Annotated in this window: 17 protein-coding genes and 1 pseudogene; 10 read left to right on the plus strand and 8 right to left on the minus strand. The window is 68.8% G+C overall.

All coding sequences use genetic code 11. The annotated features are described in order from the left end of the window. The first annotated feature begins 15 nt into the window (after window positions 1–15). The 5 genes from scpB (at window position 16) to ABZV58_RS27775 (ending at window position 5,288) form a co-directional block, all read left to right on the plus strand. The gene (gene scpB / locus ABZV58_RS27755) at window positions 16–660 is read left to right on the plus strand and encodes an SMC-Scp complex subunit ScpB (RefSeq protein WP_355003457.1); all 645 of its coding nucleotides are present in this window, start codon (window positions 16–18) and stop codon (window positions 658–660) included. An 8-nt stretch (window positions 661–668) separates the two neighbouring features. Further along, window positions 669–1,901: a pseudouridine synthase gene (locus ABZV58_RS27760; protein WP_355003117.1), complete on the plus strand. Its 1,233-nt coding sequence runs from the start codon at window positions 669–671 to the stop codon at window positions 1,899–1,901. Window positions 1,902–1,966: 65 nt separating this feature from the next. After that, window positions 1,967–2,638 carry a (d)CMP kinase gene (gene cmk, locus ABZV58_RS27765; RefSeq protein ID WP_355003458.1) on the plus strand — a complete coding sequence of 224 codons (672 nt, stop codon included), beginning with the start codon at window positions 1,967–1,969 and terminating at the stop codon, window positions 2,636–2,638. After that, entirely contained in the window at window positions 2,635–4,050 is a 1,416-nt protein-coding gene (der, locus tag ABZV58_RS27770) for a ribosome biogenesis GTPase Der (RefSeq protein WP_355003118.1), read from the plus strand. The genes cmk and der overlap by 4 nt, the downstream gene beginning before the upstream one ends. An 83-nt stretch (window positions 4,051–4,133) precedes the next feature. Next, window positions 4,134–5,288, plus strand: a complete 1,155-nt coding sequence (locus tag ABZV58_RS27775; protein ID WP_355003119.1) for a helix-turn-helix transcriptional regulator — start codon at window positions 4,134–4,136, stop codon at window positions 5,286–5,288. 162 nt (window positions 5,289–5,450) lie between these two features. Here the strand turns inward: ABZV58_RS27775 and ABZV58_RS27780 are convergent, their stop codons facing one another. Together ABZV58_RS27780 and ABZV58_RS27785 are read right to left on the minus strand one after the other, a co-directional pair. Then, the gene (locus ABZV58_RS27780) at window positions 5,451–6,125 is read right to left on the minus strand and encodes a SnoaL-like polyketide cyclase (RefSeq protein ID WP_355003120.1); all 675 of its coding nucleotides are present in this window, start codon (window positions 6,123–6,125) and stop codon (window positions 5,451–5,453) included. A 352-nt stretch (window positions 6,126–6,477) separates the two neighbouring features. Further along, window positions 6,478–7,326, minus strand: a complete 849-nt coding sequence (locus ABZV58_RS27785; protein ID WP_355003121.1) for a helix-turn-helix transcriptional regulator — start codon at window positions 7,324–7,326, stop codon at window positions 6,478–6,480. A gap of 138 nt (window positions 7,327–7,464) precedes the next feature. On the opposite strand from ABZV58_RS27785, the gene ABZV58_RS27790 reads away from it, so the two are divergent. Next, entirely contained in the window at window positions 7,465–8,244 is a 780-nt protein-coding gene (locus tag ABZV58_RS27790) for an NAD(P)H-dependent oxidoreductase (RefSeq protein ID WP_355003122.1), read from the plus strand. Window positions 8,245–8,346: 102 nt separating this feature from the next. Here ABZV58_RS27790 and ABZV58_RS27795 read toward each other — a convergent pair whose 3' ends face one another. Beyond that, entirely contained in the window at window positions 8,347–9,228 is an 882-nt protein-coding gene (locus ABZV58_RS27795) for a hypothetical protein (RefSeq protein ID WP_355003123.1), read from the minus strand. A gap of 128 nt (window positions 9,229–9,356) precedes the next feature. Between ABZV58_RS27795 and ABZV58_RS27800 the strand changes: the two genes are divergently transcribed. The 4 genes and pseudogenes from ABZV58_RS27800 (at window position 9,357) to car (ending at window position 14,734) form a co-directional block, all read left to right on the plus strand. Next, the gene (locus ABZV58_RS27800) at window positions 9,357–9,707 is read left to right on the plus strand and encodes a DUF3703 domain-containing protein (RefSeq protein ID WP_355003459.1); all 351 of its coding nucleotides are present in this window, start codon (window positions 9,357–9,359) and stop codon (window positions 9,705–9,707) included. 78 nt (window positions 9,708–9,785) lie between these two features. Next, entirely contained in the window at window positions 9,786–10,331 is a 546-nt protein-coding gene (locus tag ABZV58_RS27805) for a carboxymuconolactone decarboxylase family protein (protein WP_355003124.1), read from the plus strand. A 48-nt stretch (window positions 10,332–10,379) separates the two neighbouring features. Further along, entirely contained in the window at window positions 10,380–11,135 is a 756-nt protein-coding gene (locus ABZV58_RS27810) for an acyl-ACP thioesterase domain-containing protein (RefSeq protein WP_355003125.1), read from the plus strand. A 109-nt stretch (window positions 11,136–11,244) separates the two neighbouring features. After that, window positions 11,245–14,734: pseudogene (car, locus tag ABZV58_RS27815) on the plus strand (carboxylic acid reductase). 125 nt (window positions 14,735–14,859) lie between these two features. Here the strand turns inward: car and ABZV58_RS27820 are convergent. The 5 genes from ABZV58_RS27820 to ABZV58_RS27840 all read right to left on the minus strand — a co-directional run bounded on the left by ABZV58_RS27820 (window position 14,860) and on the right by ABZV58_RS27840 (window position 20,058). Continuing rightward, window positions 14,860–15,792 carry a TauD/TfdA family dioxygenase gene (locus tag ABZV58_RS27820; protein WP_355003126.1) on the minus strand — a complete coding sequence of 311 codons (933 nt, stop codon included), beginning with the start codon at window positions 15,790–15,792 and terminating at the stop codon, window positions 14,860–14,862. A 117-nt stretch (window positions 15,793–15,909) separates the two neighbouring features. Then, on the minus strand, window positions 15,910–17,250 hold the full coding sequence (locus ABZV58_RS27825; RefSeq protein ID WP_355003127.1) for an LLM class flavin-dependent oxidoreductase: 1,341 nt from the start codon (window positions 17,248–17,250) through the stop codon (window positions 15,910–15,912). Between the two features lie 24 nt (window positions 17,251–17,274). Further along, window positions 17,275–18,144, minus strand: a complete 870-nt coding sequence (locus ABZV58_RS27830; RefSeq protein WP_355003128.1) for an ABC transporter permease — start codon at window positions 18,142–18,144, stop codon at window positions 17,275–17,277. Next, on the minus strand, window positions 18,137–18,982 hold the full coding sequence (locus tag ABZV58_RS27835) for an ABC transporter ATP-binding protein (protein WP_355003129.1): 846 nt from the start codon (window positions 18,980–18,982) through the stop codon (window positions 18,137–18,139). The genes ABZV58_RS27830 and ABZV58_RS27835 overlap by 8 nt, the downstream gene beginning before the upstream one ends. Continuing rightward, window positions 18,979–20,058 (minus strand): ABC transporter substrate-binding protein, encoded by a 1,080-nt coding sequence (locus tag ABZV58_RS27840; protein WP_355003130.1) that lies wholly within the window; start codon window positions 20,056–20,058, stop codon window positions 18,979–18,981. The genes ABZV58_RS27835 and ABZV58_RS27840 overlap by 4 nt, the downstream gene beginning before the upstream one ends. Window positions 20,059–20,080 lie beyond the last annotated feature (22 nt).

Consider the following 20,080-nt stretch of genomic DNA (forward strand, 5'->3'; position numbering starts at 1 on the left):
CGCGGGAGCGACGCAGTGGTGTCCGACACCCCCGAGACCCTCGACGACGCCGAATTCCGCTCCGCGCTGGAGGCGATGCTGCTCGTCGTCGACGCTCCCGCCCCGGTAGAACAGCTGGCCGCGGCCTTGGACGACACCACCGAACGGGTGGAGTCGGTGTTGCGCGCGATGTCGGCGGAGCTGACCGCGCGCGGCAGCGGCATCGATCTGCGTTTCGTCGGCGACGGGTGGCGCTTCTATACTCGCAGCGAGTACGCACCGTACGTGGAGCGCGTACTGCTCGACGGCGCCAGGACCAAATTGACGCGGGCGGCGTTGGAGACATTGGCGGTGGTGGCCTACCGCCAACCGGTGACCAGGACCAGGGTGAGCGCCGTTCGCGGCGTGAACGTCGACGGCGTGATGCGCACGCTGCTCGCCCGCGGGCTGATCGCCGAGGCCGGGGTCGACCCGGAGACGAACGGCACGCAGTACCGCACGACCGAACTGTTCCTGGAACGGATCGGACTTGCCTCGCTGTCCGATCTGCCACCGCTGGCGCCACTGCTCCCGGGCGTCGACCTGATCGATGAGATCAACGAGAGCCTGGAAACGGACCCCCGTTACACCAGGTTGAGGAAACCCGCCGAGGCCGATTTGGATCTCGGCACCGAGGATTGACAGGACAGATGAATACTTCCGCTCGCCGAGATGGCACACCGGATCGTAGGAACAACAGCGGCCAGCCCGCCAGGGGCGGCGCCGCACGCAACGTAGGCGCCCGCGGCGCCAAGGCAGCCCAGCGCGGCGGAACCGCGCGCGGTGCCGCACCGTGGGGGTCGGACGACAGGGGCGGCGCACGGCGCGGCGCGGGAGGCGCGAGCCAGGGCGGATCCGCCCAGCGCGGCGCGGGCCAGCGCGGTTCCGGTCAGCGTGGGGCGGCGCAGCAGGGATCGAGCCATGGCGGTTCGGGTCAGCGGGGACGCGGCGGCTCCGGCCAGGGCGCTTCCACGCAGCGCTCCTCGTGGGGCCAAGGCGCGGCCAAGGCTCCGGCCGCTCGCAAGTCGAAGAATCCCAAGCCGCAGCGCCAGATCCCCGCGCAACCGCTGCTGAGCAACGCCAAGCCCGCACGCCGCCAGAACGTCGAGCCCGCGAACACCGAGGGCCCGGCCAAGCTGCCGTGGGGCGAGGGCGAGCGGCTGCAGAAGGTGCTCGCCAAGGCGGGCGTCGCCTCGCGGCGCGCGGCCGAGGAGATGATCGACCAGGGCCGAGTGGAGGTCGACGGCGCGATCGTGCGCGAGCAAGGCCTGCGCATCGACCCGCAGACGGCGGTGGTCCGGGTCGACGGAACTCGCGTCGTGGTTCGCGACGAACTGGTGCACGTCGCCCTCAATAAGCCGAAGGGCTGGCAGTCGACCATGTCCGACGATCTCGGCAGGCCCTGTGTCGGCGATATCGTCGCCGAGCGGATCGCGGCCGGACAGCGGCTGTTTCACGTCGGACGGCTCGACGCCGACACCGAGGGCCTGCTGCTGCTGACCAACGACGGTGACCTGGCGCACCGGCTCATGCACCCCTCCTTCGAGGTGTCCAAGACCTACCTCGCGACCGTCAACGGCGAGGTCAACAACAAGATCATCGGCAAGCGGCTGCGCGACGGCGTCGAACTCGAGGACGGCCCCGCCAAGGTGGACCGCTTCCAGGTGCTCGAACTCGGCGAGGGACGCTCGCTGGTGAAGATCGTGTTGCACGAGGGGCGCAAGCACATCGTGCGCCGACTGCTCGACGCGGTCGGCCATCCGGTGACCCGGCTGGTGCGCACCCATATCGGCCCGGTGGCGCTGGGCGATCAACGGCCGGGCACGCTGCGTGTCCTCGGCCGCGATGAAATCGGCAAACTCTACGAGGCGGTGTCGTTGTGAACGGTGTGGAGATTCCGGTCGAGGCTCCCGGTCGGCTGGCCGGCCGAGCTCCGCTGGTGGTCGCCATGGACGGGCCCTCGGGCACCGGGAAGTCCAGCGTCTCCCGGCGCCTCGCCACCCGGCTCGGCGCCCGCTACCTCGACACCGGCGCCATGTACCGGGTCGCCACCCTGCGGGTGCTGCGGACCGGCATCGAGCTCACCGACAGCGCGGCCATCGGCGCCGCGGTCAAGGAGCTGCCGCTGACGATCGGCACCGATCCCAGCCACGAGGTGATCGAGCTCGACGGCGAGGACGTGTCCGCCGAGATCCGCGGCGACGCCGTCACCAAGGCGGTCTCGGCCGTGTCCGCGGTGGCCGAGGTGCGCGAGCTGCTCGTCGCGTTGCAGCGCGAGATCACCGCGACAGCGCAACGCATCGTCGTGGAGGGCCGCGACATCGGCACCGTCGTGCTGCCCGACGCGGACGCCAAGATCTATCTGACCGCCTCCGCGGAGGCGCGCGCCGAACGGCGCAACCAACAGAACATCCAGGAAGGCCGCGGCGACGACTACGCGGCCGTGCTCGCCGACGTGCAGCGCCGCGACAACCTCGACTCCACCCGCAAGGTGTCCCCGCTGCGTCCCGCTGTGGACGCGGTGCTCGTGGACACCAGCGAGCTGAGCATGGACGAGGTCATCGACGAGCTGTACCACGTTGTCGCGCAGCAGATTTCGACAACGGGAGAGAATCGGTGACCGAGGACGTACTGGCCGGCGACGGCGTATGGAGCGACGAAACCGACTGGGAGATAGCCGATCTCGAGGGTGAGCAGGAGGGTGAGGAGCACCTCGCCATGCCGACGCTCGCGGTGGTCGGGCGTCCGAACGTGGGCAAGTCCACGCTGGTGAACCGAATTCTCGGCCGCCGCGAGGCCGTCGTCGAGGACGTCCCCGGCGTCACCCGCGACCGCATCTCCTACGAGGCGAGTTGGTCGGGTCGACGGTTCCTGGTGCAGGACACCGGCGGCTGGGAGCCCGACGCCAAGGGCTTGCAGCAGCACGTCGCTCGTCAGGCCGAGGTGGCCATGGCGACCGCTGACGCGATCCTGCTCGTGGTCGACGCGACCGTCGGGGCGACCGCGACCGACGAGGCCGCGGTGAAGAAGCTGCGCCGGTCGAAGATCCCGGTCATCCTGGTCGCCAACAAGGTCGACGACCAGCGCGTCGAGTCCGAGGCCGCGTCGCTGTGGTCGCTCGGGCTCGGCGAGCCGCGCATGGTCTCCGCCGCGCACGGCCGCGGCACCGGCGACCTGCTCGACGACGTGCTCGAGGTGCTGCCCGAGACGCCGCGCGAGGGCACCGGCGGCACCGGACCGCGCCGCGTCGCGCTGGTCGGCAAGCCGAACGTCGGCAAGTCCAGCCTGATGAACAAACTGTCCGGCGACGAGCGCTCGGTGGTGCACGATGTCGCGGGCACCACCGTCGATCCGGTCGACTCGCTCGTCGACCTGGGCGGCAAGATCTGGAAATTCATCGACACCGCGGGTCTGCGCCGCAAGGTCGCCAACGCCAGCGGCACCGAGTTCTACGCCTCGCTGCGCACCAAGTCGGCGCTGGAGGCCTCCGAGGTGGCGATCATGCTGATCGACGCCTCGCAGCCGATCACCGAACAGGACCTGCGGGTGATCAGCCTGGTCGCCGACTCCGGGCGTGCGCTGGTGCTCGCCTTCAACAAGTGGGACCTGGTCGACGAGGACCGCCGTCTCCAGTTGGAGAAGGAAGTCGATCGCGAACTGGTCCGGGTGCCGTGGGCCCAGCGCGTCAACATCTCCGCGCACACCGGTCGCGCCGTGCAGAAGCTCGTGCCCGCCATGGAGACCGCGCTGGAATCCTGGGACAAGCGCATTTCCACGGGCCGCCTGAACACCTGGCTCAAGGAAGTCGTCGCGGCCACCCCGCCGCCGATGCGCGGCGGTCGTCTGCCGCGCGTCCTGTTCGCGACGCAGGCCTCCACCCGGCCGCCGACCTTCGTGCTGTTCACCACCGGCTTCCTGGAGGCGGGCTACCGCCGCTTCCTGGAGCGTCGTCTGCGCGAGGAATTCGGCTTCGACGGGTCGCCGGTGCGGATCTCGGTGCGTGTGCGGGAGAAGCGCGAGCGGAAGAAGTAGTCGAAGGCGTCGCGGGCCCAGTCGTGGTGGCGGATCGACCAGATCCGCACCGGCCTCACATGACAGCCCCATACGGTTGGGGAGTGGACGCGGGTGACGCTGGGCAGATGACGGATGGCGGCGCTACACGGCGCTGGCGGGGCATCGCCGCGCTGAGCCCAGGGCGACTGGCGATCGTCGGCCGGATCGGCACCGCCGCTCTGCACGCGCATCACTCGGTGCAGGTCATCGTCGCGGACGAGAACATGGTGCTCGCCGATGCCGCGGGGGAGCGGGTGGCCTGCCGCGCGGCCGTCATCCCACCGGATGTCGCCCACGCGGTGATTCACGGTGCGCCACGTGGGGCTGTGGTGCACCTGGATCCGGAGTCGGTGCCGGGTGCGCGGTGGGCGACGGTGGCGCGACCCCGCGAGACGGCGCGCGGATGGGCTTGCGCGGCAGCGGAATTGGGGTTGGAAGCCGCCGTGGACCGGTTGCGGCTCGAGCAGTTCTTCAGCCGATCATGGCCCGCCGCAGCAGGTGCTGTCGAACGGTCGATCAGCGAACCGAGTGCCGGTGAGCCGTCGCCCCGTGGATCTGGTGAAGCGTCACGGGACGAACTGGCTGCTGGCGCTCCGGAGGTCGATGAGGTCGGCGGCGGATTGCGCGTCGTGCGGCACATGGCCGAATGCTCGCCCGGCAAGGCGAGTGCTGGCGAACGGTCGTCCGGTGCGGCGAGTGCTGGTGAGCGGCCGCCCGGTGGGTGGGGAGCTGGTGAGCCGTCGTCTGGCGAGGCAGGTGCTGTTCGAAGGCCGCAGGCGTCACTCAGTGATGAAGCGACCGCCTTCGTCGGCTGGGTGTGGTCGGCGTTCGAGTCGGGATCGGAGGCGGAGTGGCTGCGCGGCGGCGCGGGGGAGGCGGTGCGCCATCCCGCGGTGGCCGAGGTGCTGCGGCTGCTGCCGGAGCGAATCGCCGCGGGTCCGGTGCGGCTGGCCGACCTGGCCCGCGCCGTCCATCTGTCGGAAAGTCGTCTCGCGCATGTCTTCTCGGCCGAACTCGGTCTGCCGTTCCGTCCGTACCTGCGCTGGCTGCGAATCCAGCGCGCTGTCGAACTGCTCGCCGCGGGCCACTCGCTCACGGACGTGGCGCACGAGGCGGGCTTCGCCGACAGCGCACATTTGACCCGCGTCTGCCGCGCCATGTTCGGCGCTCCCCCTTCCCAATTCGGCGACCTCGACTGGCGAGGCGCCCTCCGTTGACGGCAGCGCCGCACCCCTCGGAGACCTGCCTTCGGTCAGCGGAGCAATTCGTCTGCCAGCAGCGCCCCGGGATCGGTTGCGCTGCAGGCGAAGCCGCCGCCGCACCGCGAATCCTGAACTCCCGGAACGAGCTCAGCGTCACGCCCGATCCGGAAGGCGCGGTCAGGACTTGGACACCGGGCAGCCGTGGGCCAGTGGGCTCAGCAGCTGGTTGTTGTCGTAGAAATGCTCGAGCTCGAGGATGCGCAAATCCTCACTGACCCTGGCGATTGTGACGCCGAACATCTCGATCGTCGCTCCGGTGGGCTGGTGCTCCCGGTACGGCCCGTCGTAGCGGCCCCAGTGCCGCCAGCGGAAGCTGACGGTGGGCGGGCCGGACAGCACCTCCAGCACCTCCCAGAAGAAGCCGTTCGGGAAGGCGGTGTGGAAGATCTTGTGTGAGCTGTCGAAGGTCTCGGCTGCGGCCTCATAGTAAGGGTTGTCGCCGATCAGGATGTTGTAGCTGCCGATCCGCGCGAATTCCTCCGCGTCCTGCCACGGACCGCCGTTCACCCGGCCGCGGTAGTGCTCGGCCACCAGTGACACCCATGTCGCCGGATCCTTCTTGTGCGAGACCTCCATCTCGAAGACCCGCACCAGATCCTCGACGATCGCTTCCAGCGATCCCGGTGCGTGTTCGGTGATCCGCTCGCGCGGCACGATCTCATCGGTCAGGCGGTAGTCCGGTGCGCCGGTGCGCCAGTCCTCGGCCGCGGCGGCCGCGACCACGGCATCACGGCCGCGCAACCACAGCGGCGTTTCGTCCGTGGGTGTCGAATCAGTTGTCTCAACTGTCATTTCGGTTCTCATCCCGTTGAAGCTTCTGGACGTGACGACCGTAACAGTCGGTCGATAAGTTGTCGCGGCATCTCGACTGCGCAGAGTAGCTCGAATGCTGTTGGGCTTCTGCGATATTCGTGTGCAGGAGTTCGTGCAACCCGCCACAGCGAGGCATCGTTGCGCAGGGTTGCGGACCCGGCCGCGGGTCATCGGATTCCGCGGTGGTCGACGCCGCGGAGAAATTGCTGCCGGTGACCGTCGGCGGCCCGGAGTCGCATTACTCCGCTTCCCAATTCGGCGAAATCGACTGGCGAGGCGCCGTCCATTGACGGCAGCGCCGCCGACCAGGCGGTAGTCGGACATCGTCGAGTTACTCGCGCACCTGAGCGTTCGTGGTGGAATGCGTCTCACCGCTGTCCACGCCCAGGCCCGCGAGCAGGCGCAGCCCATCCTCGGTGGGGCTGCCGGGGGCCGCGGAGAGCACCAGCAGCTCCATGCCGGATTCGTCCGGTAGTGCGAAGTTCTCGTGGTGCAGTTCCAGCGGCCCGACCAGCGGGTGCCGGTACGCCTTGCGGCCATGTGTGCGGGCGCGCACGTCCGCGCGGGCCCAGAGGCGGCGGAATCGCTCGCTGCCCATCGCCAGCTCGCCGATGAGCGAGGCCAGGCGGGGATCCTCGGGGTATTTGCCCGCGGCCAGGCGCAGGTGCCCGACCACGTCGAGGGTGCAATTCTCCCAGTCCGCGTACAGGCCGCCCTCGGTCTCCTCGAGGAAGATGTGCCGGGCGGTGTTCAGGCCCGGCATCGGCCGACCGTAGAGGAGCCTGGCGAGACGGTTCCCGGCGAGCACGTCCAGGCGGTGGTCCATGATCAGCGCGGGTGCGTCGGCGACCAGGTCGAGGACGCGCAGCAACTCTGGCCGGACCCGCCCGACCGGCGCCTTAGCGCGGCGGCGGCGCTGCCGGGCGAGCCGGTAGAGGTGCTCGCGTTCGGTCTCGTCGAGGCCGAGGACGCGGGCGAGCGCGTCGAGGACCTGGTCGGACGGCTGGGTCGCGCGGCCCTGCTCCAGGCGTACGTAGTAGTCGACGCTGACTCCGGACAGGTGCGCGACCTCTTCGCGGCGCAGCCCTTCGACCCGGCGGTGCCTATCGGTGGGGATGCCGACGGACGCGGGGTCGACCCGCGAACGCCGGGTCCGCAGGAAGCCCGCAAGATCGTCCATGCCCCCAGTATCGCCTCGATGGTGGCCGTGAAGGTGGTCCTGCTGTTACCAGGAAGTCCCGTCCGATGGAAGACGCGCCCCTGAACGCCGGGCGCCGCGGCGCCCAGGATCGAAGGCATCCGATCCGAAGGAGTTCCCATGAAGACACTGATCGTCCACGCCCACCCGGAGCCGAGGTCGCTGAACAGCTCGCTGAAGGACCTCGCGGTGTCCACCTTGGAGACCGCCGGGCACGAGGTGCGGGTGAGCGATCTGTACGCGATGAACTGGAAGGCGGTCGTGGACGCCGCGGACTATGGCCCCGACGCTTCGAGTCCGCTGAAGGTCGCACGGGACTCGGGTCGGGCCTTCGACGCCGGGACGCTCACCGCGGACGTCCGAGCCGAGCAGGAGAAGCTGCTGTGGGCCGACACGATCATCTTCCAGTTCCCGCTGTGGTGGTACACGATGCCCGCGATCCTCAAAGGTTGGGTGGATCGGGTGTTCACCTACAACTTCGCGTACGGCGTCGGCGAGCACAGCGACACCAGGTACGGCGATCGCTTCGGCGAAGGCACCCTCGCGGGTAGGAAGGCCTTGCTGTCGGTGACCGTCGGCGGCCCGGAATCGCATTACGCCGCTCGCGGGATCAACGGCCCCATCGATGACCTGCTGTTCCCGATCCACCACGGCATCCTCTACTACCCGGGCATCGAGTCGCTGCCGCCGTTCGTGCTGTACGGCGCGGACCGGATCACCGGCGAGGACTACCCGGACGTCGCCAAAGCTTGGGAGCAGCGCCTGCTCACTCTGGAGTCGACCGAGCCGATCGCGTTCCGGCGGCAGAACTTCGGTGACTACGAGATCCCCTCCCTGCACCTGAAGGAGGGACTGGAGCCCGCGGGCCGCACGGGTTTCGGGCTGCACGTGTGCCCCTGACCTCCGGCGACGCGAAGGACGAGCTGGGAGGAGCCGCCCGAAGGCCGTGGCGAGTGCGGCACCTGCCAGGGTGTGCGTGGCCGGCACGAGGGTGGAAGGCGGCTATTCGGCGAGCGCCGATCGCAGGTGTTCGTAACCCGGTGCCAGGCAGCGGATCCGCGCTGCGAGTTCGGCATCGTTGCCGGTTACCAGCGAGTACTGGAGACTGCCGACAATGCGTGACTGTTCGACGGCGATGGTCGCCGCCCGGTGGCGGCCCACGCTCGACAGGCTCACCGCGGCGTCGGCCAAGCGGCGAGCGCCGACACGTATGCCGAACGCTTCCAGTAGGTCTCGGACGTGCGGCGGAAGTCCCGCGTCGACCAGTTCGGCGATCCGCTCCGCGGAGTCTGCCGCGCCCGTCAGCCAGCGGACCGCTTTCGGCAATGCCTTCTCCAATGCCGCCTCGATGGAAACGGGACGTGCACGGACGAATTCCGACCGCATGATGAAAGGGCCGTCGGCGTAGGCGATCTCGTCCGCCCGCCACGCCACCGCGAGATCGGCGGCGGGCAGCGTCGCGTACGGATGACCCTGAGGGTCGTGCAGGACAACGACATCCGCCTCCATCGCGAGCGCCACGACATAGTGGTCCGCACCGATAGCCGCGCGGGAGCCTGGCCGGTAGCTCAGCAACCCCATGTCGAGCGGACCTACCAGGACCGGGCCGTGCTCGAGCGCGGCGCGGAGCCGGTTCACGGCGTCGGCGGCGGACCCGCCCTTCCTGCGCGCGCACCGCCATCCCAGCAGATCGATCGCCGCGTCCAGGCCGATCTCCGGGTGCCAGCCGACCGGATCGAAGTACGGTTGCTCGCGTTCCACCTGCGCGCCGAACGGCGCTCCGGTCAGGGTCTCGATCACCCCGACCGGTGGTGCGTGCTCGCCGAGCAGCATGGCGAGGGAGTTGCTGTAGCAGTAGGGGCCGGAGCCGATGTAGGGATGCATGGGCCCAGCCAACGACCTAGCACGGTGTGAGAGTCAAGCAGCAGGTTTGTTCAAGACTTCGGCCCGGATGATCGACGAGGCTCGATGGCGAGACATTCCCGCTCTTCCAGGAGGAAACCGTGGCTCCGATGCCGCCCACCGTCCGCACCGCCTTCGAGGACGAACTGCGTTCGGCAAGCGCCGCAACAGATCTCGACGACATGTGGCGCGCGTTGGAGCGCGCGCACATTCTGTCCCAGCGCTGGCCGTGGCCGCACACCCGCGCGCACTGGCACATGCTGCGGCTGGCGTTGCGATGCCGCGACAGGAAGGAGGCGCTGGGCCAGGTGGTCCGGCTGTCGGGCGCGGGTCTCGGCTCGGCGGTCGGCAGGGTGCCGATCGGCAACACCGGTCGCGCCACCGTCGGCATCTTCCAGCCCATGCCGATCCCGGCCGACCTGGCGGCGATCCTCGAGGCGGGCGAGACCGCGCGCACCTAGCCGAATGCCTACTACGGCCTGTCGTTTTGGGCGTAGGATGGCGGCAGTTGGTCGTCACGAGCTCAGGGGAGGTCGGACATGCGAGCGGTAGAGCGTATTCGGAACCATTCGCGGACCCTGCGACGGGCCAAGCGCCATCGCACGGATCTGGTCGGCTGGCTGGCGCGCAGACCGCAGCTGCTGGCGAGCACGGCGTTCTACGAGACGATGCTGATCTTCGCCAACCGCCTCGACCCGCGGCTCAAAGAGCTGGCCGAACTGAAGGCCGCGGGCTTGGTGAACTGCGAGTTCTGTCTCGACATCGGCTCGGCCATCGCGCAGAGCAGCGGGCTCACCGAGCGGCAGATCACCGATCTGCCGCGCTACCGGACCAGCGACGCCTACACCGAGCTGGAGAAGCTGGTCATCGCCTACGCTGAAGCCGTCACGGCGACCCCCGCGATCGAGCTGGACGAGTTGCGCGAGCAACTGCTGACCCATCTCACCAAGGCGCAGCTCGCCGAGCTGGCCACCGCCATCGCCTGGGAGAACCAGCGCGGCAGGCTCAACCAGGCGCTCGGCGTGCGGCCCACCGGCATGTCCGAGGGCATGGCGTGTGCGATTCCCGAGTCCCGATTGGGCTGACCGGAGTGCCGGACGGGCCGACCCGGCCGCGCCTGGCATCATCCGACCATGGTCATTCCCAGCGCGCTGCCGGAACGTCCGTCCGGGACCCCCTTCCAGACGGGGTGGCCGGTTCGTCTCGCCGACACCGACAGACAACAGCGGCTTCGCCTCGACGCCGTGGCCCGCTACCTGCAGGACATCGGCTTCGAACATCTCGACGCGGTGGAGGACGGCGATACCCACCGCGGCTGGGTGGTGCGCCGCACGGTGATCGACGTGCTCAAGCCGGTGGTGTGGGGAGAGCGGGTGACCCTGCACCGCTGGTGCTCGGCGCTGTCGAACCGCTGGTGCAACATGCGCGTGCAAATCTTCGGCAGTGCGGGCGGTCTGATCGAGACCGAGGCCTTCCTGATCCACTTCGGCATCGAGAGCGGCGTGCCCACCAGGATGAGCGACCGCTTCATGGCGCCGATGCTGGCCAGCACCGCCGAGCATCGCCTGCGCTGGCAGGCCGCCCTCACCGACCCGATGCCCGACCTGACGGCGGCCGATGTCGAGGTGCTGCCTTTCCCGCTCCGGGTGGCCGACATCGACATGCTCGACCACGTCAACAACGCCGTCTACCTCGGCGCGCTCGAGGAGTTGCTGACTCGGCACAGCGACCTGATCTCGGCCGCGCACCGGGTGGTCATCGAGTACGCCAAGCCGCTCGAGTCGCGCGACGAGGTCAGGGTGATCGGCCGTCGGGTCGGCGACACCCTGGACGCCTGGCTCGCCGTCGGCGACGACGCCCGCGCGGTCGCTCGCGTCACCCCGCGCTGAGCGGACGGGAGTGACGATGCGGTCTCGGGCTCCGCGGAACCCGTGACCGAGATCCTTAGGTGAGCTAACGTGTCGAGAGGACCGGGTGGCTCATCGTGGAGGCGTACCTATGGCGGACTTGGCACGTGCCGCGCGACAAACCGAGCGAGTGGCGCGGTTGTACGCCGAGCACCGGCAGATCCGAGACGCGAAACCGAGCGCGGAAATCAGCGCGACGATCCGGCAACCGGGGATGCGGTTACCGCGCATCGTCGAAACCCTCATGACCGGCTATGCCGATCGGCCCGCACTCGGCAGCCGGTCGGTGGAGCTGACCACCGACCCGCGGACCGGCCGCCGGACGACGCGTCTGCTGCCGTCCTTCGAGACCATCACCTATGGCGAGGTGTGGGCGCGCGTCGGCGCGGTCGCCGCCGATTGGCATCACGAGATCGGCTTGCGCGCGGGCGATTTCGTCGCCGTCCTCGGTTTCACCAGTGCCGAGTACACCATCCTGGATCTGGCCTGCGTGCACGTCGGCGCTGTCGCGGTGCCGTTGCAAGCCAGTGCGCCCGTCACGCAGCTGCGCTCCATTCTCGCCGAGACCGCGCCGCGGATTCTCGCCACGAGTCTGGATCTGCTCGACCACGCCGTGGACTGTGTGCTCGACGGCCATACTCCTGATCGCTTGATCGTCTTCGACTACCAGCATGGCGGCGACGATCAGCGCGAGGCGCTGGCAGCCGCCCGCCGTCGACTGGCCTCGACCCCGATCGTGATCGACACTTTCGACGACGTCATCGTTCGCGGCCGCGGACACGCGCCCGCACCCCTGCACGATCCCGACGACGATCCGCTGACGCTGCTCATCTACACCTCGGGCAGCACCGGAACGCCGAAGGGCGCCATGTACACCGGCAGCTTGGTAACCGCGATGTGGCTGGCCCAGCCGGTGGTCTCGGCGATCAACCTCAACTACATGCCGATGAGCCACGTGGCGGGCCGGATGACGCTGCACGGCGTGCTCGCCCGCGGCGGCACGGCGTATTTCGCGGCGGCGAGCGACATGTCGACGCTGTTCGAGGACATCGCCCTGGTGCGGCCGACCGAATTGTTCTTCGTGCCGCGCGTGTGCGACATGGTCTTTCAGCGGTATCAGAGCGAATTGGACCGCGGGGGCCGGTGGCGGCGTCGCGTCCGCCGAGCTCGCGGAACAGGTGAAAAGCACACTGCGGCACGACTTCTTCGGTGGCCGCTACATGACCGCGATCTGCGGCAGCGCCCCGCTCGCCGCCGAGATGAAGACATTCCTGGAATCCGTGCTCGACCTGGATCTGCACGACGGTTACGGCTCGACCGAGGCGGGCGGAGGACTGGTCATCGACACCCTCGTGCGCAGGCCGCCGGTGCTGGACTACAAGCTCGTCGACGTCCCGGAACTCGGCTATTTCCAGACCGATTCGCCGCATCCGCGCGGCGAGCTGCTGCTGAAGACGACCGCGATGATCTCCGGGTACTACCGGCGCCCCGATCTGGACGCCGAGATCTTCGACGAGGACGGCTTCTACCGGACCGGCGACATCGTCGCCGAACTCGGCCCGGACCGCCTGGTCTACGTGGACCGTCGCAACAACGTGCTGAAGCTGTCTCAGGGCGAATTCGTGACGGTTGCCAAGCTGGAGGCCGTGTTCGCGGGCAGTCCGCTGGTGCGGCAGATCTTCGTGCACGGCAGCAGTGAACGGGCCTACCTGCTCGCGGTGATCGTGCCCACCGACGAAGCGCTGAACCGTTGGGAGGGGGCGGAACTCACCGCGGCGCTGAGCGAATCACTGCAACAGGTCGCCAAGGACGCGGAGCTGAACTCCTACGAGGTCCCGCGCGATTTCCTGATCGAGATCGAGCCGTTCAGCGCGGCGAACGGCTTGCTCTCCGGCATCGGAAAGCTCTTGCGCCCCAAGATGAAACAGCGATATGGCGCACGCCTGGAGCAGCTCTACGCCGACCTGGCGGCGGCCCAGAACGACGAATTACTCGCGCTGCGCCACGAGGCGGGCACGCGGCCGGTGCTGGAGATCGTCGGCCGGGCGACCCGCGCCCTGCTCGGGTGCGCGGGCGCGGACATCCGTCCCGACGCGCGTTTCGCCGATCTCGGCGGCGACTCGCTGTCGGCCCTTTCCCTGTCGAACCTGCTCGGCGACATCTTCGGTGTCGAGGTGCCGGTGGGCGTGGTGACCAGCCCGGCCAACGATCTGCGCAGGCTCGCCGACTACATCGACGCCGCCCACGAAACCGACAGGCGGCGGCCGACATTCGCGTCCGTGCACGGCGACGGCCCGCGGGTGACCGCCGCACAGCTGACCCTGGAAGCCTTTCTGGATCCGGCGACACTGGTGGCCGCGACCGACCTGACCCCGGCCGCCGGTCCGCCTCGGACGGTGCTGCTCACCGGAGCCAACGGCTACCTCGGCCGATTCCTCTGCCTGGAGTGGCTCGAACGGCTGAACAGCTCAGGGGGACAGCTGATCTGCCTGGTGCGCGGCACCGACGCGTACGCCGCGCGCCAACGGCTCGAGGAGTCTTTCGACACCGGCGACGCCGACCTGCTCGGCCGCTTCCGCGAACTGGCCGACGGCAACCTCGAGATCCTCGCCGCCGATATCGGTGAGCCGAATCTCGGTGTGGACGAAGCTACTTGGCGACGGCTTGCCGCCGAGGTCGATCTGATCGCGCACCCGGCGGCGCTGGTCAATCACGTCCTGCCGTACCGGCAGCTGTTCGGTCCCAACGTGGTCGGCACGGCCGAGCTGATCCGGCTGGCGCTCACCGCGCGCCGCAAGCCGATCACCTACCTGTCGACGGTGGCGGTCGCCGCGCAGATCGATCCGTCGAAGTTCGCCGAGGACGGCGACATTCGCGAGATGAGCCCCGTGCGCGTCCTCGACGAGAGTTACGCCAACGGCTACGGCACCAGCAAATGGGCGGGCGAAGTGCTGCTGCGCGAAGCCAACGACCGCTTCGGACTTCCGGTCGCGGTCTTCCGTTCGGACATGATCCTGGCGCACAGCCGGTACACCGGTCAGCTCAACCTGCCGGACATGTTCACCCGCTTGCTGCTCAGCCTGCTCGCCACGGGTATCGCGCCGCGATCGTTCTACCGGACCGACGCCGCCGGTCGGCCTCGTCGCGCCCACTACGACGGCCTGCCAGTGGATTTCACCGCCGCCGCAATCACCGCGCTCGGTGCCGCCGCCACCGACGGCTTCCGCACCTACGACGTGCTCAACCCGCACGACGACGGGATCTCCCTGGACACCTTCGTCGACTGGCTGATCGAGGCGGGGCACCCGATCCACCGCATCGCCGACTACGACGACTGGTTCATCCGTTTCGAATCCGGCCTGCGCGCCCTCCCCGAGCATCAGCGCGTCAACATCCTGCTGCCGCTGCTGCACGCGTTCCGGCGTCCGGCGCGGCCATTGCGCGGCGCGGCGCTGCCCGCCGAGCACTTCCGCGCCGCCGTCCGATCCCTCGGACTGCCCGACGCGGGGGACATCCCGCACCTTTCGCCGCGACTGATCGAGAAGTACGTGAGCGATCTGCGTCAGCACAAGCTGCTCTGATCGAAGATTCTTCGCGCCGACGGCTGATCGCCGCAGCACCGCGACCTGATAGGCGCAGCGCCGCAGGCTGATCGGCAAAGCGCCGCGCACCCAGCGTTCGGGTGCGCGGCGCCGTGTCGCTCGGATCAGGACCCCACGAACTGATCACCGGCGATCGACCGGGACGGCGCACCGTCCACGCCGACCGGAATGTCCCCTTCGAGCGTGGTCCGGTAGAGCACCCGGGTGACGCTCAGGTGATCGAGGTCGCTCGGAGCGAGATGGGCGGTGGACCGGTTGTCCCAGAACGCGAGACTGCCCTTCTGCCAACGGAACCGGACGGTGTAGGTGGGATCGGAAAGCTCGTCGAACAGCAGCTTCAGCACCGCGTCGCTCTGGCGCGGACTGAGTCCGGCAATCCTGGTGGTGAAGCCCGGATTGACGAACAGAATCCGCTCGCCGGTGACCGGATGCACCCGCACCACCGGGTGTTCGGTGACCAGCGGAGCCTTGGCCACCTTCTTCGCGTAGTCGCTGTCGGCCTGCCACGCGGGCTGCTTGCCGCCGAAGCGATGTTCGGCGCGCAGACCGTCGATGAAGTTCCTGAGCGACTCGGGCAGACCCGCGTAGGCGGCGGCCAGGTTCGTCCAGCTGGTGTCGCCGCCGCGCTCCGGTGCGATCTCCGCGCGCAGCAGCGAGGCGGCGGGCGGGTTGATCAGCGGCGAGACGTCGGTGTGCCAGTGATTGGTGTAGCTGAATTTCTTGACGCCGAAACGCTTCTCGTACAGGCGGCTGTCCACCGCGAGGATTTCCGGGAACTCGGTGGGCGCGTCGTCGTCGTACGGGTGCGAGGGCGTGACCGCGCCGAAACGCCGGGAGAAGGCGATCTGCTCGGCGTGGCCGATGTGCTGGTCGCGGAAGAACAGCACCTTGTGCTCGTGCAGCGCCGCGGTGATGTCGGCGACCTGCTGGTCGGTGAGGTCGGCGCGTAGATCGACGCCGGAGACCTCCGCGCCGATGTGCCCGGCGACGGGAGCGATGTGGACGATGGCGGTGGGGACTTCGCTGACGGCGGTCATGATCGTGTCTTTCGAAGAGGGATCGGAGGTGGGCGGCGGCAACGGCGACAGGTGCTGCTGCCGAGGCGCATGTAGTCGACTTCGAGTCGACGGATCAGCGGCATGACGTCGGCGAGGTCAGGCGGTCGCCCGCGTATCGGTTTGCGCGAACTGGCTTTCCACCGGTTCCAGTCCGTAGTGACCGCGCAGCGTGGTGGCCGTGTACTCGGTACGGAACAGCCCGCGTTGCTGGAGGATCGGCACCACCCGGTCGACGAAGTCGGTGAGGCCGCCGGGCAGGTACGGGGGCATGATGTTGAAGCCGTCGGCGGCGCCGTTCTCGAACCAGGTCTGCAGCTCGTCGGCGATCTGCTCCGGGGTTCCGGCGAAGGTGCGGTGCCCGCGCCCGCCACCGAGCTTGCCGATGAGCTGGCGCACCGTCAGTCGCTCGTGCTCGGCGAGTTCCTTGACGAGCGTGAATCGGCTCTTGCCGCCCTCGATCTCGCTCTCCTCGGGCAGCGGGGGCAGCGGCGCGTCCAGCGCGTGCGCGGTGAGGTCGACGCCGAGCAGCCCGGACAGCTGGCGCAGCGCGTAGTCGGGCGAGATCAGGTCGGTGAACTCCTGCTCGAGCGCGCGCGCTTCCTCTGCGGTGTCGGCGATGAACGGCACCAGGCCGGGCAGCACCTTCAGCTCGTCGGCCGAGCGCCCGTATTGGGGCAGCCGCGACTTCAGGTCGCGGTAGAACCGCTGCCCCTCCTCGAGTGTGCGCTGCGCGGTGAACACCGCCTCGGCGTGCTGCGCGGCGAAGTCCTTGCCGCTCTCCGAGGAACCGGCTTGCACCAGCAGCGGACGCCCCTGCGGACTGCGCGGCGAGTTGAGCGGTCCGCGGACGCGGAACCGCTCGCCCGCGTAATCGATGGTGTGCACCCGGTCCGGATCGGCGAACACACCGGTCTGCTCGTCGAGCACGATCGCCCCCGATTCCCAGCTGTCCCACAGCTGGATGGCGACGTCGACGAACTCCTGCGCGCGTTCGTAGCGGCGCGCGTGCTCCGGGATGGCGTCGTAGCCGAAGTTGAACGCCTCCTGCTCGTTGCCGGAGGTGACAATGTTCCAGCCCGCGCGGCCGCCACTGAGGTGATCCAGCGAGGCGAAGATCCGGGCCAGGTTGAACGGCTCGTTGTAGGTGGTCGAAGCGGTCGCGATCAGCCCGATCCGTTCGGTCGCCGTGGCGATCGCCGAGAGCAGCGTCACCGGCTCGAAGACGGCCAGCGTGTTGCGCTCGAGCTGCGGGCCGACCGCGAGCCCGTCGGCGAAGAAGACCGAATCGAGCTTGCCGCGCTCGGCGATTCGCCCGAGCTCCTGAAAGTGCGCGACGTCGAGCACGCGGCGCGCCTCGGTGCGCGGGTGTCGCCAGGCGGCCTCGTGGTGGCCGACGCCCATCAGAAAGGCATTGAGGTGGAACGTTCTACGGGACATGAGTTCTGCGTTCTTTCAGAAGAGTCAGGAGTGGTTGCGCCAGCGGGAGAAACGGCGTTCGAGGGCGACGAGGATCCCGTTGAAGGCCAGGCCGACCAGCGAGATGGCGAGGATGCCCGCGTACATGTCGGGGATCTGGAAGTTCTGCTGCGCCGCGGTGATCAGATAGCCGAGTCCGGCTCGCGCCCCGACCATCTCGGCGGCGATGAGCACCAGGATCGAGGACGCCGCCGCCATCCGGACGCCGGTGAAGATCGACGGGACCGCGGCGGGCAGCACCACCTTCTGGAACAGCCGCAGTGGTCCGAAGCCGAGGGAGACCGCCGATTTGATCAACAGCGGATCCACCGTGCGCACGCCGGTGATGGTGTTCAACAGGATCGGGAAGAAGCTCGCGTAGAGCACCAGCGCGACCTTCGAGGTCTCCCCGATGCCGAGGATCAGCACGAACACCGGAAGCAGCGCCAGCGCCGCGGTGTTGCGGAACAGCTCCAGGATCGGATTCAGGAAGTCGGCCACCGGCTTGTACCAGGCGATGCCGATGCCGACCGGGATGGCGACGAGCAGCGCGAGGGTGAAACCGCTGAGCGAGCGGGTCAGGCTGGTGGACACGTGCTCCCACATCTCACCGCTGGCCACCAGCTCCGCGAACGCCTGCACCACCACCGAGCAGCGCGGCAGGAACACCTCGTCGACCAGCCCGAGCCGTGGCGCGGTCTCCCACAGTGCCAGGAACAGCGCGATCACCACCGTCGGCTTCAAGACCCGCCAGGCCAGCCCGAGGGCCGCGGCGAGCAGCCGGGACGCCTGCGCCTCGACCACCGGCACCGGAGCGGCAGCCTCGAGCTCGGCTGGGGCGGCGGTCTTTTCCAGCACCTGCACTGCGCTAGACATTGGCGTGCCTCCTGTCGTTGCCCGCGGAGCCGATCTCCGCGCGTTCGAGTCCCTGCGCGCGACTCACCTCGGTCTGCAACTGCTCCCAGATCGCGTGCCGGTATTCGCGGAAGCGCTCGCCGGAACGGATGTCCGCGCCGGATTCGCGGTCGATATCGATCTCGAGGATCGACTTCACCCGCCCCGGTCGCGAGGTCAGCACCGCGACTCGCTGCCCGAGGTAGACCGCCTCGTCGATGCCGTGCGTGATGAAGAGGATGGTCTTGCCGGTCGCCTTCCAGATGCGTAACAGCTCGTCCTGCAACGACTCTCGCGTCTGGGCGTCCAGCGCGGCGAACGGCTCGTCCATCAGCAGCACCTCCGGGTCGAAGGCCAGGCTGCGGGCGATGGCGACGCGCTGTTTCATGCCGCCGGAGAGCTCGTGCGGGTAGCGGTCGCCGAAGCCCGCCAAGCCGACCAGTTCCAGGTAGTGGTCGGCCAGCTCCCGGCGCTGCGCCTTGCGCAGCCCTTTGGCCTCGAGTCCGAACTCGATGTTCGTCCGCGCGGTACGCCAGGGCAGCAGCGCGTACTGCTGGAACACGATGCCGCGGTCCAGACCGGGTTTGGTGATCGGCTTGCCGTCCAGCAGGAGTCGGCCCTCGGTCGGCTTGCTCAGTCCGCCGAGCAGATCCAGCAGCGTCGACTTGCCCGAGCCGCTGGGACCGACCAGGACGAGGAACTCTCCCTCGTGCAGGTCGAGCGAGATGTCCGCGAGCGCGGTGAACTGCTCCTGCGACCCGCGGACGGCGAACTGCTTGCGCACTCCCTCGAGACGCAATTTCACTGCGGTGCCGCTCATTTCGCCACCACCTCTCCGGTCGGGCCGGTGGTCGGTCCGTAGGTCCCGTTGGCGTAGGGGTTGTCCTTGTTGGTGAACAGTTCCTTCGCCGAGAGCTTGCCCTCGGGCAGGTCGCCGGTGCGGACCAGCCAGTCGATCCAGATCTGCAGTTCCTTCTCCGCGATCACCGCGCCGGGCACCGGAATGCCGGGGCTGCGCCAGTACTCGAGCAACTGGGTGTTCTCGTTGCGTCCGCGCTTGTCGATGATGGACTCGAAGCGGGCGAGCACCTCGTCGCGCGGCGTCACCTGCAGCCAGCGGGTGGCGCGGGCCGTGCCCTGGACGAAATCGCGCACCGCGGCCGGATGCTGCTGGAGGTAGTCGTTGCGGAAGACGTAAGTGCCGTAGTCGAACTCGCCGAAGATCGCCTTGTCGGTGAACAGCGGGCGGATCCCGCCGCGCTCGACCGCGGTCTCCCGGAACACACCGCCCAGCGCGCCCACATCGATCTGCCGGTTGCGCAGCGCCTCCTCGGTGTTCACCGGCGGCACCACCACGAGCTCGACCTGTTCGATCTCCTGCTCGCTCAAACCCTCTCGGTGCAGCCACTCGCGGGTGACGAACTCGTGGTGCGCGCCCAGGGTGTTGATACCGACCTTCTTGCCGATCAGATCCCGAGCCGACGTGATGCCGGAATCCTCGCGCACGAAGTAGCCGGTGAACGAGAGCTCATCGGCGCCATAGGAACTCAGGACCGAGGTGACCTGGGCGCCGCCGGACACCAGCTTCACGACGGCGCCGTTGAACGCGCTGCCGAACTCGATCTGCTTGGTGGCCGCGGCCTGGATGTTGGCGGGACCGCTGGTGGTGTCGCCCTCCCAGCGCAGCTCGATCTCCGAGAAGTAGCCGAGATCGGCGGCCAATTCGAACGTCGTGACCTGGCCGGTCTGCCCCTGGTAGCGGAGCACGGACTTGCCATCGGCGGTCGTGGCGGGTTCGGACGAGCCGCACCCGGCCAGAACCGCCACGGCGGTGGGGATGGCGAAGGCGGCGGCGAGTGCGCGGACCACCCGCGGTCGTCGATTCAGGGACAACATCTTTCGGTTCTTTCGCTGAATG

The organism is Nocardia sp. NPDC004654, assembly GCF_040609595.1.
Classification (GTDB): Bacteria; Actinomycetota; Actinomycetes; order Mycobacteriales; family Mycobacteriaceae; genus Nocardia.

Bases quoted from the DNA above. Each gene is read 5' to 3' on its own strand.
- ABZV58_RS27760 (WP_355003117.1), top strand. From the start codon at position 669: ATGAATACTTCCGCTCGCCGAGATGGCACACCGGATCGTAGGAACAAC.
- cmk (WP_355003458.1), top strand. From the start codon at position 1,967: ATGGACGGGCCCTCGGGCACCGGGAAGTCCAGCGTCTCCCGGCGCCTC.
- ABZV58_RS27780 (WP_355003120.1), bottom strand. From the start codon at position 6,125: ATGACAGTTGAGACAACTGATTCGACACCCACGGACGAAACGCCGCTG.
- ABZV58_RS27785 (WP_355003121.1), bottom strand. From the start codon at position 7,326: ATGGACGATCTTGCGGGCTTCCTGCGGACCCGGCGTTCGCGGGTCGAC.
- ABZV58_RS27790 (WP_355003122.1), top strand. From the start codon at position 7,465: ATGAAGACACTGATCGTCCACGCCCACCCGGAGCCGAGGTCGCTGAAC.
- ABZV58_RS27795 (WP_355003123.1), bottom strand. From the start codon at position 9,228: ATGCATCCCTACATCGGCTCCGGCCCCTACTGCTACAGCAACTCCCTC.
- ABZV58_RS27800 (WP_355003459.1), top strand. From the start codon at position 9,357: ATGCCGCCCACCGTCCGCACCGCCTTCGAGGACGAACTGCGTTCGGCA.
- ABZV58_RS27805 (WP_355003124.1), top strand. From the start codon at position 9,786: ATGCGAGCGGTAGAGCGTATTCGGAACCATTCGCGGACCCTGCGACGG.
- ABZV58_RS27810 (WP_355003125.1), top strand. From the start codon at position 10,380: ATGGTCATTCCCAGCGCGCTGCCGGAACGTCCGTCCGGGACCCCCTTC.
- ABZV58_RS27820 (WP_355003126.1), bottom strand. From the start codon at position 15,792: ATGACCGCCGTCAGCGAAGTCCCCACCGCCATCGTCCACATCGCTCCC.
- ABZV58_RS27825 (WP_355003127.1), bottom strand. From the start codon at position 17,250: ATGTCCCGTAGAACGTTCCACCTCAATGCCTTTCTGATGGGCGTCGGC.
- ABZV58_RS27830 (WP_355003128.1), bottom strand. From the start codon at position 18,144: ATGTCTAGCGCAGTGCAGGTGCTGGAAAAGACCGCCGCCCCAGCCGAG.
- ABZV58_RS27835 (WP_355003129.1), bottom strand. From the start codon at position 18,982: ATGAGCGGCACCGCAGTGAAATTGCGTCTCGAGGGAGTGCGCAAGCAG.
- ABZV58_RS27840 (WP_355003130.1), bottom strand. From the start codon at position 20,058: ATGTTGTCCCTGAATCGACGACCGCGGGTGGTCCGCGCACTCGCCGCC.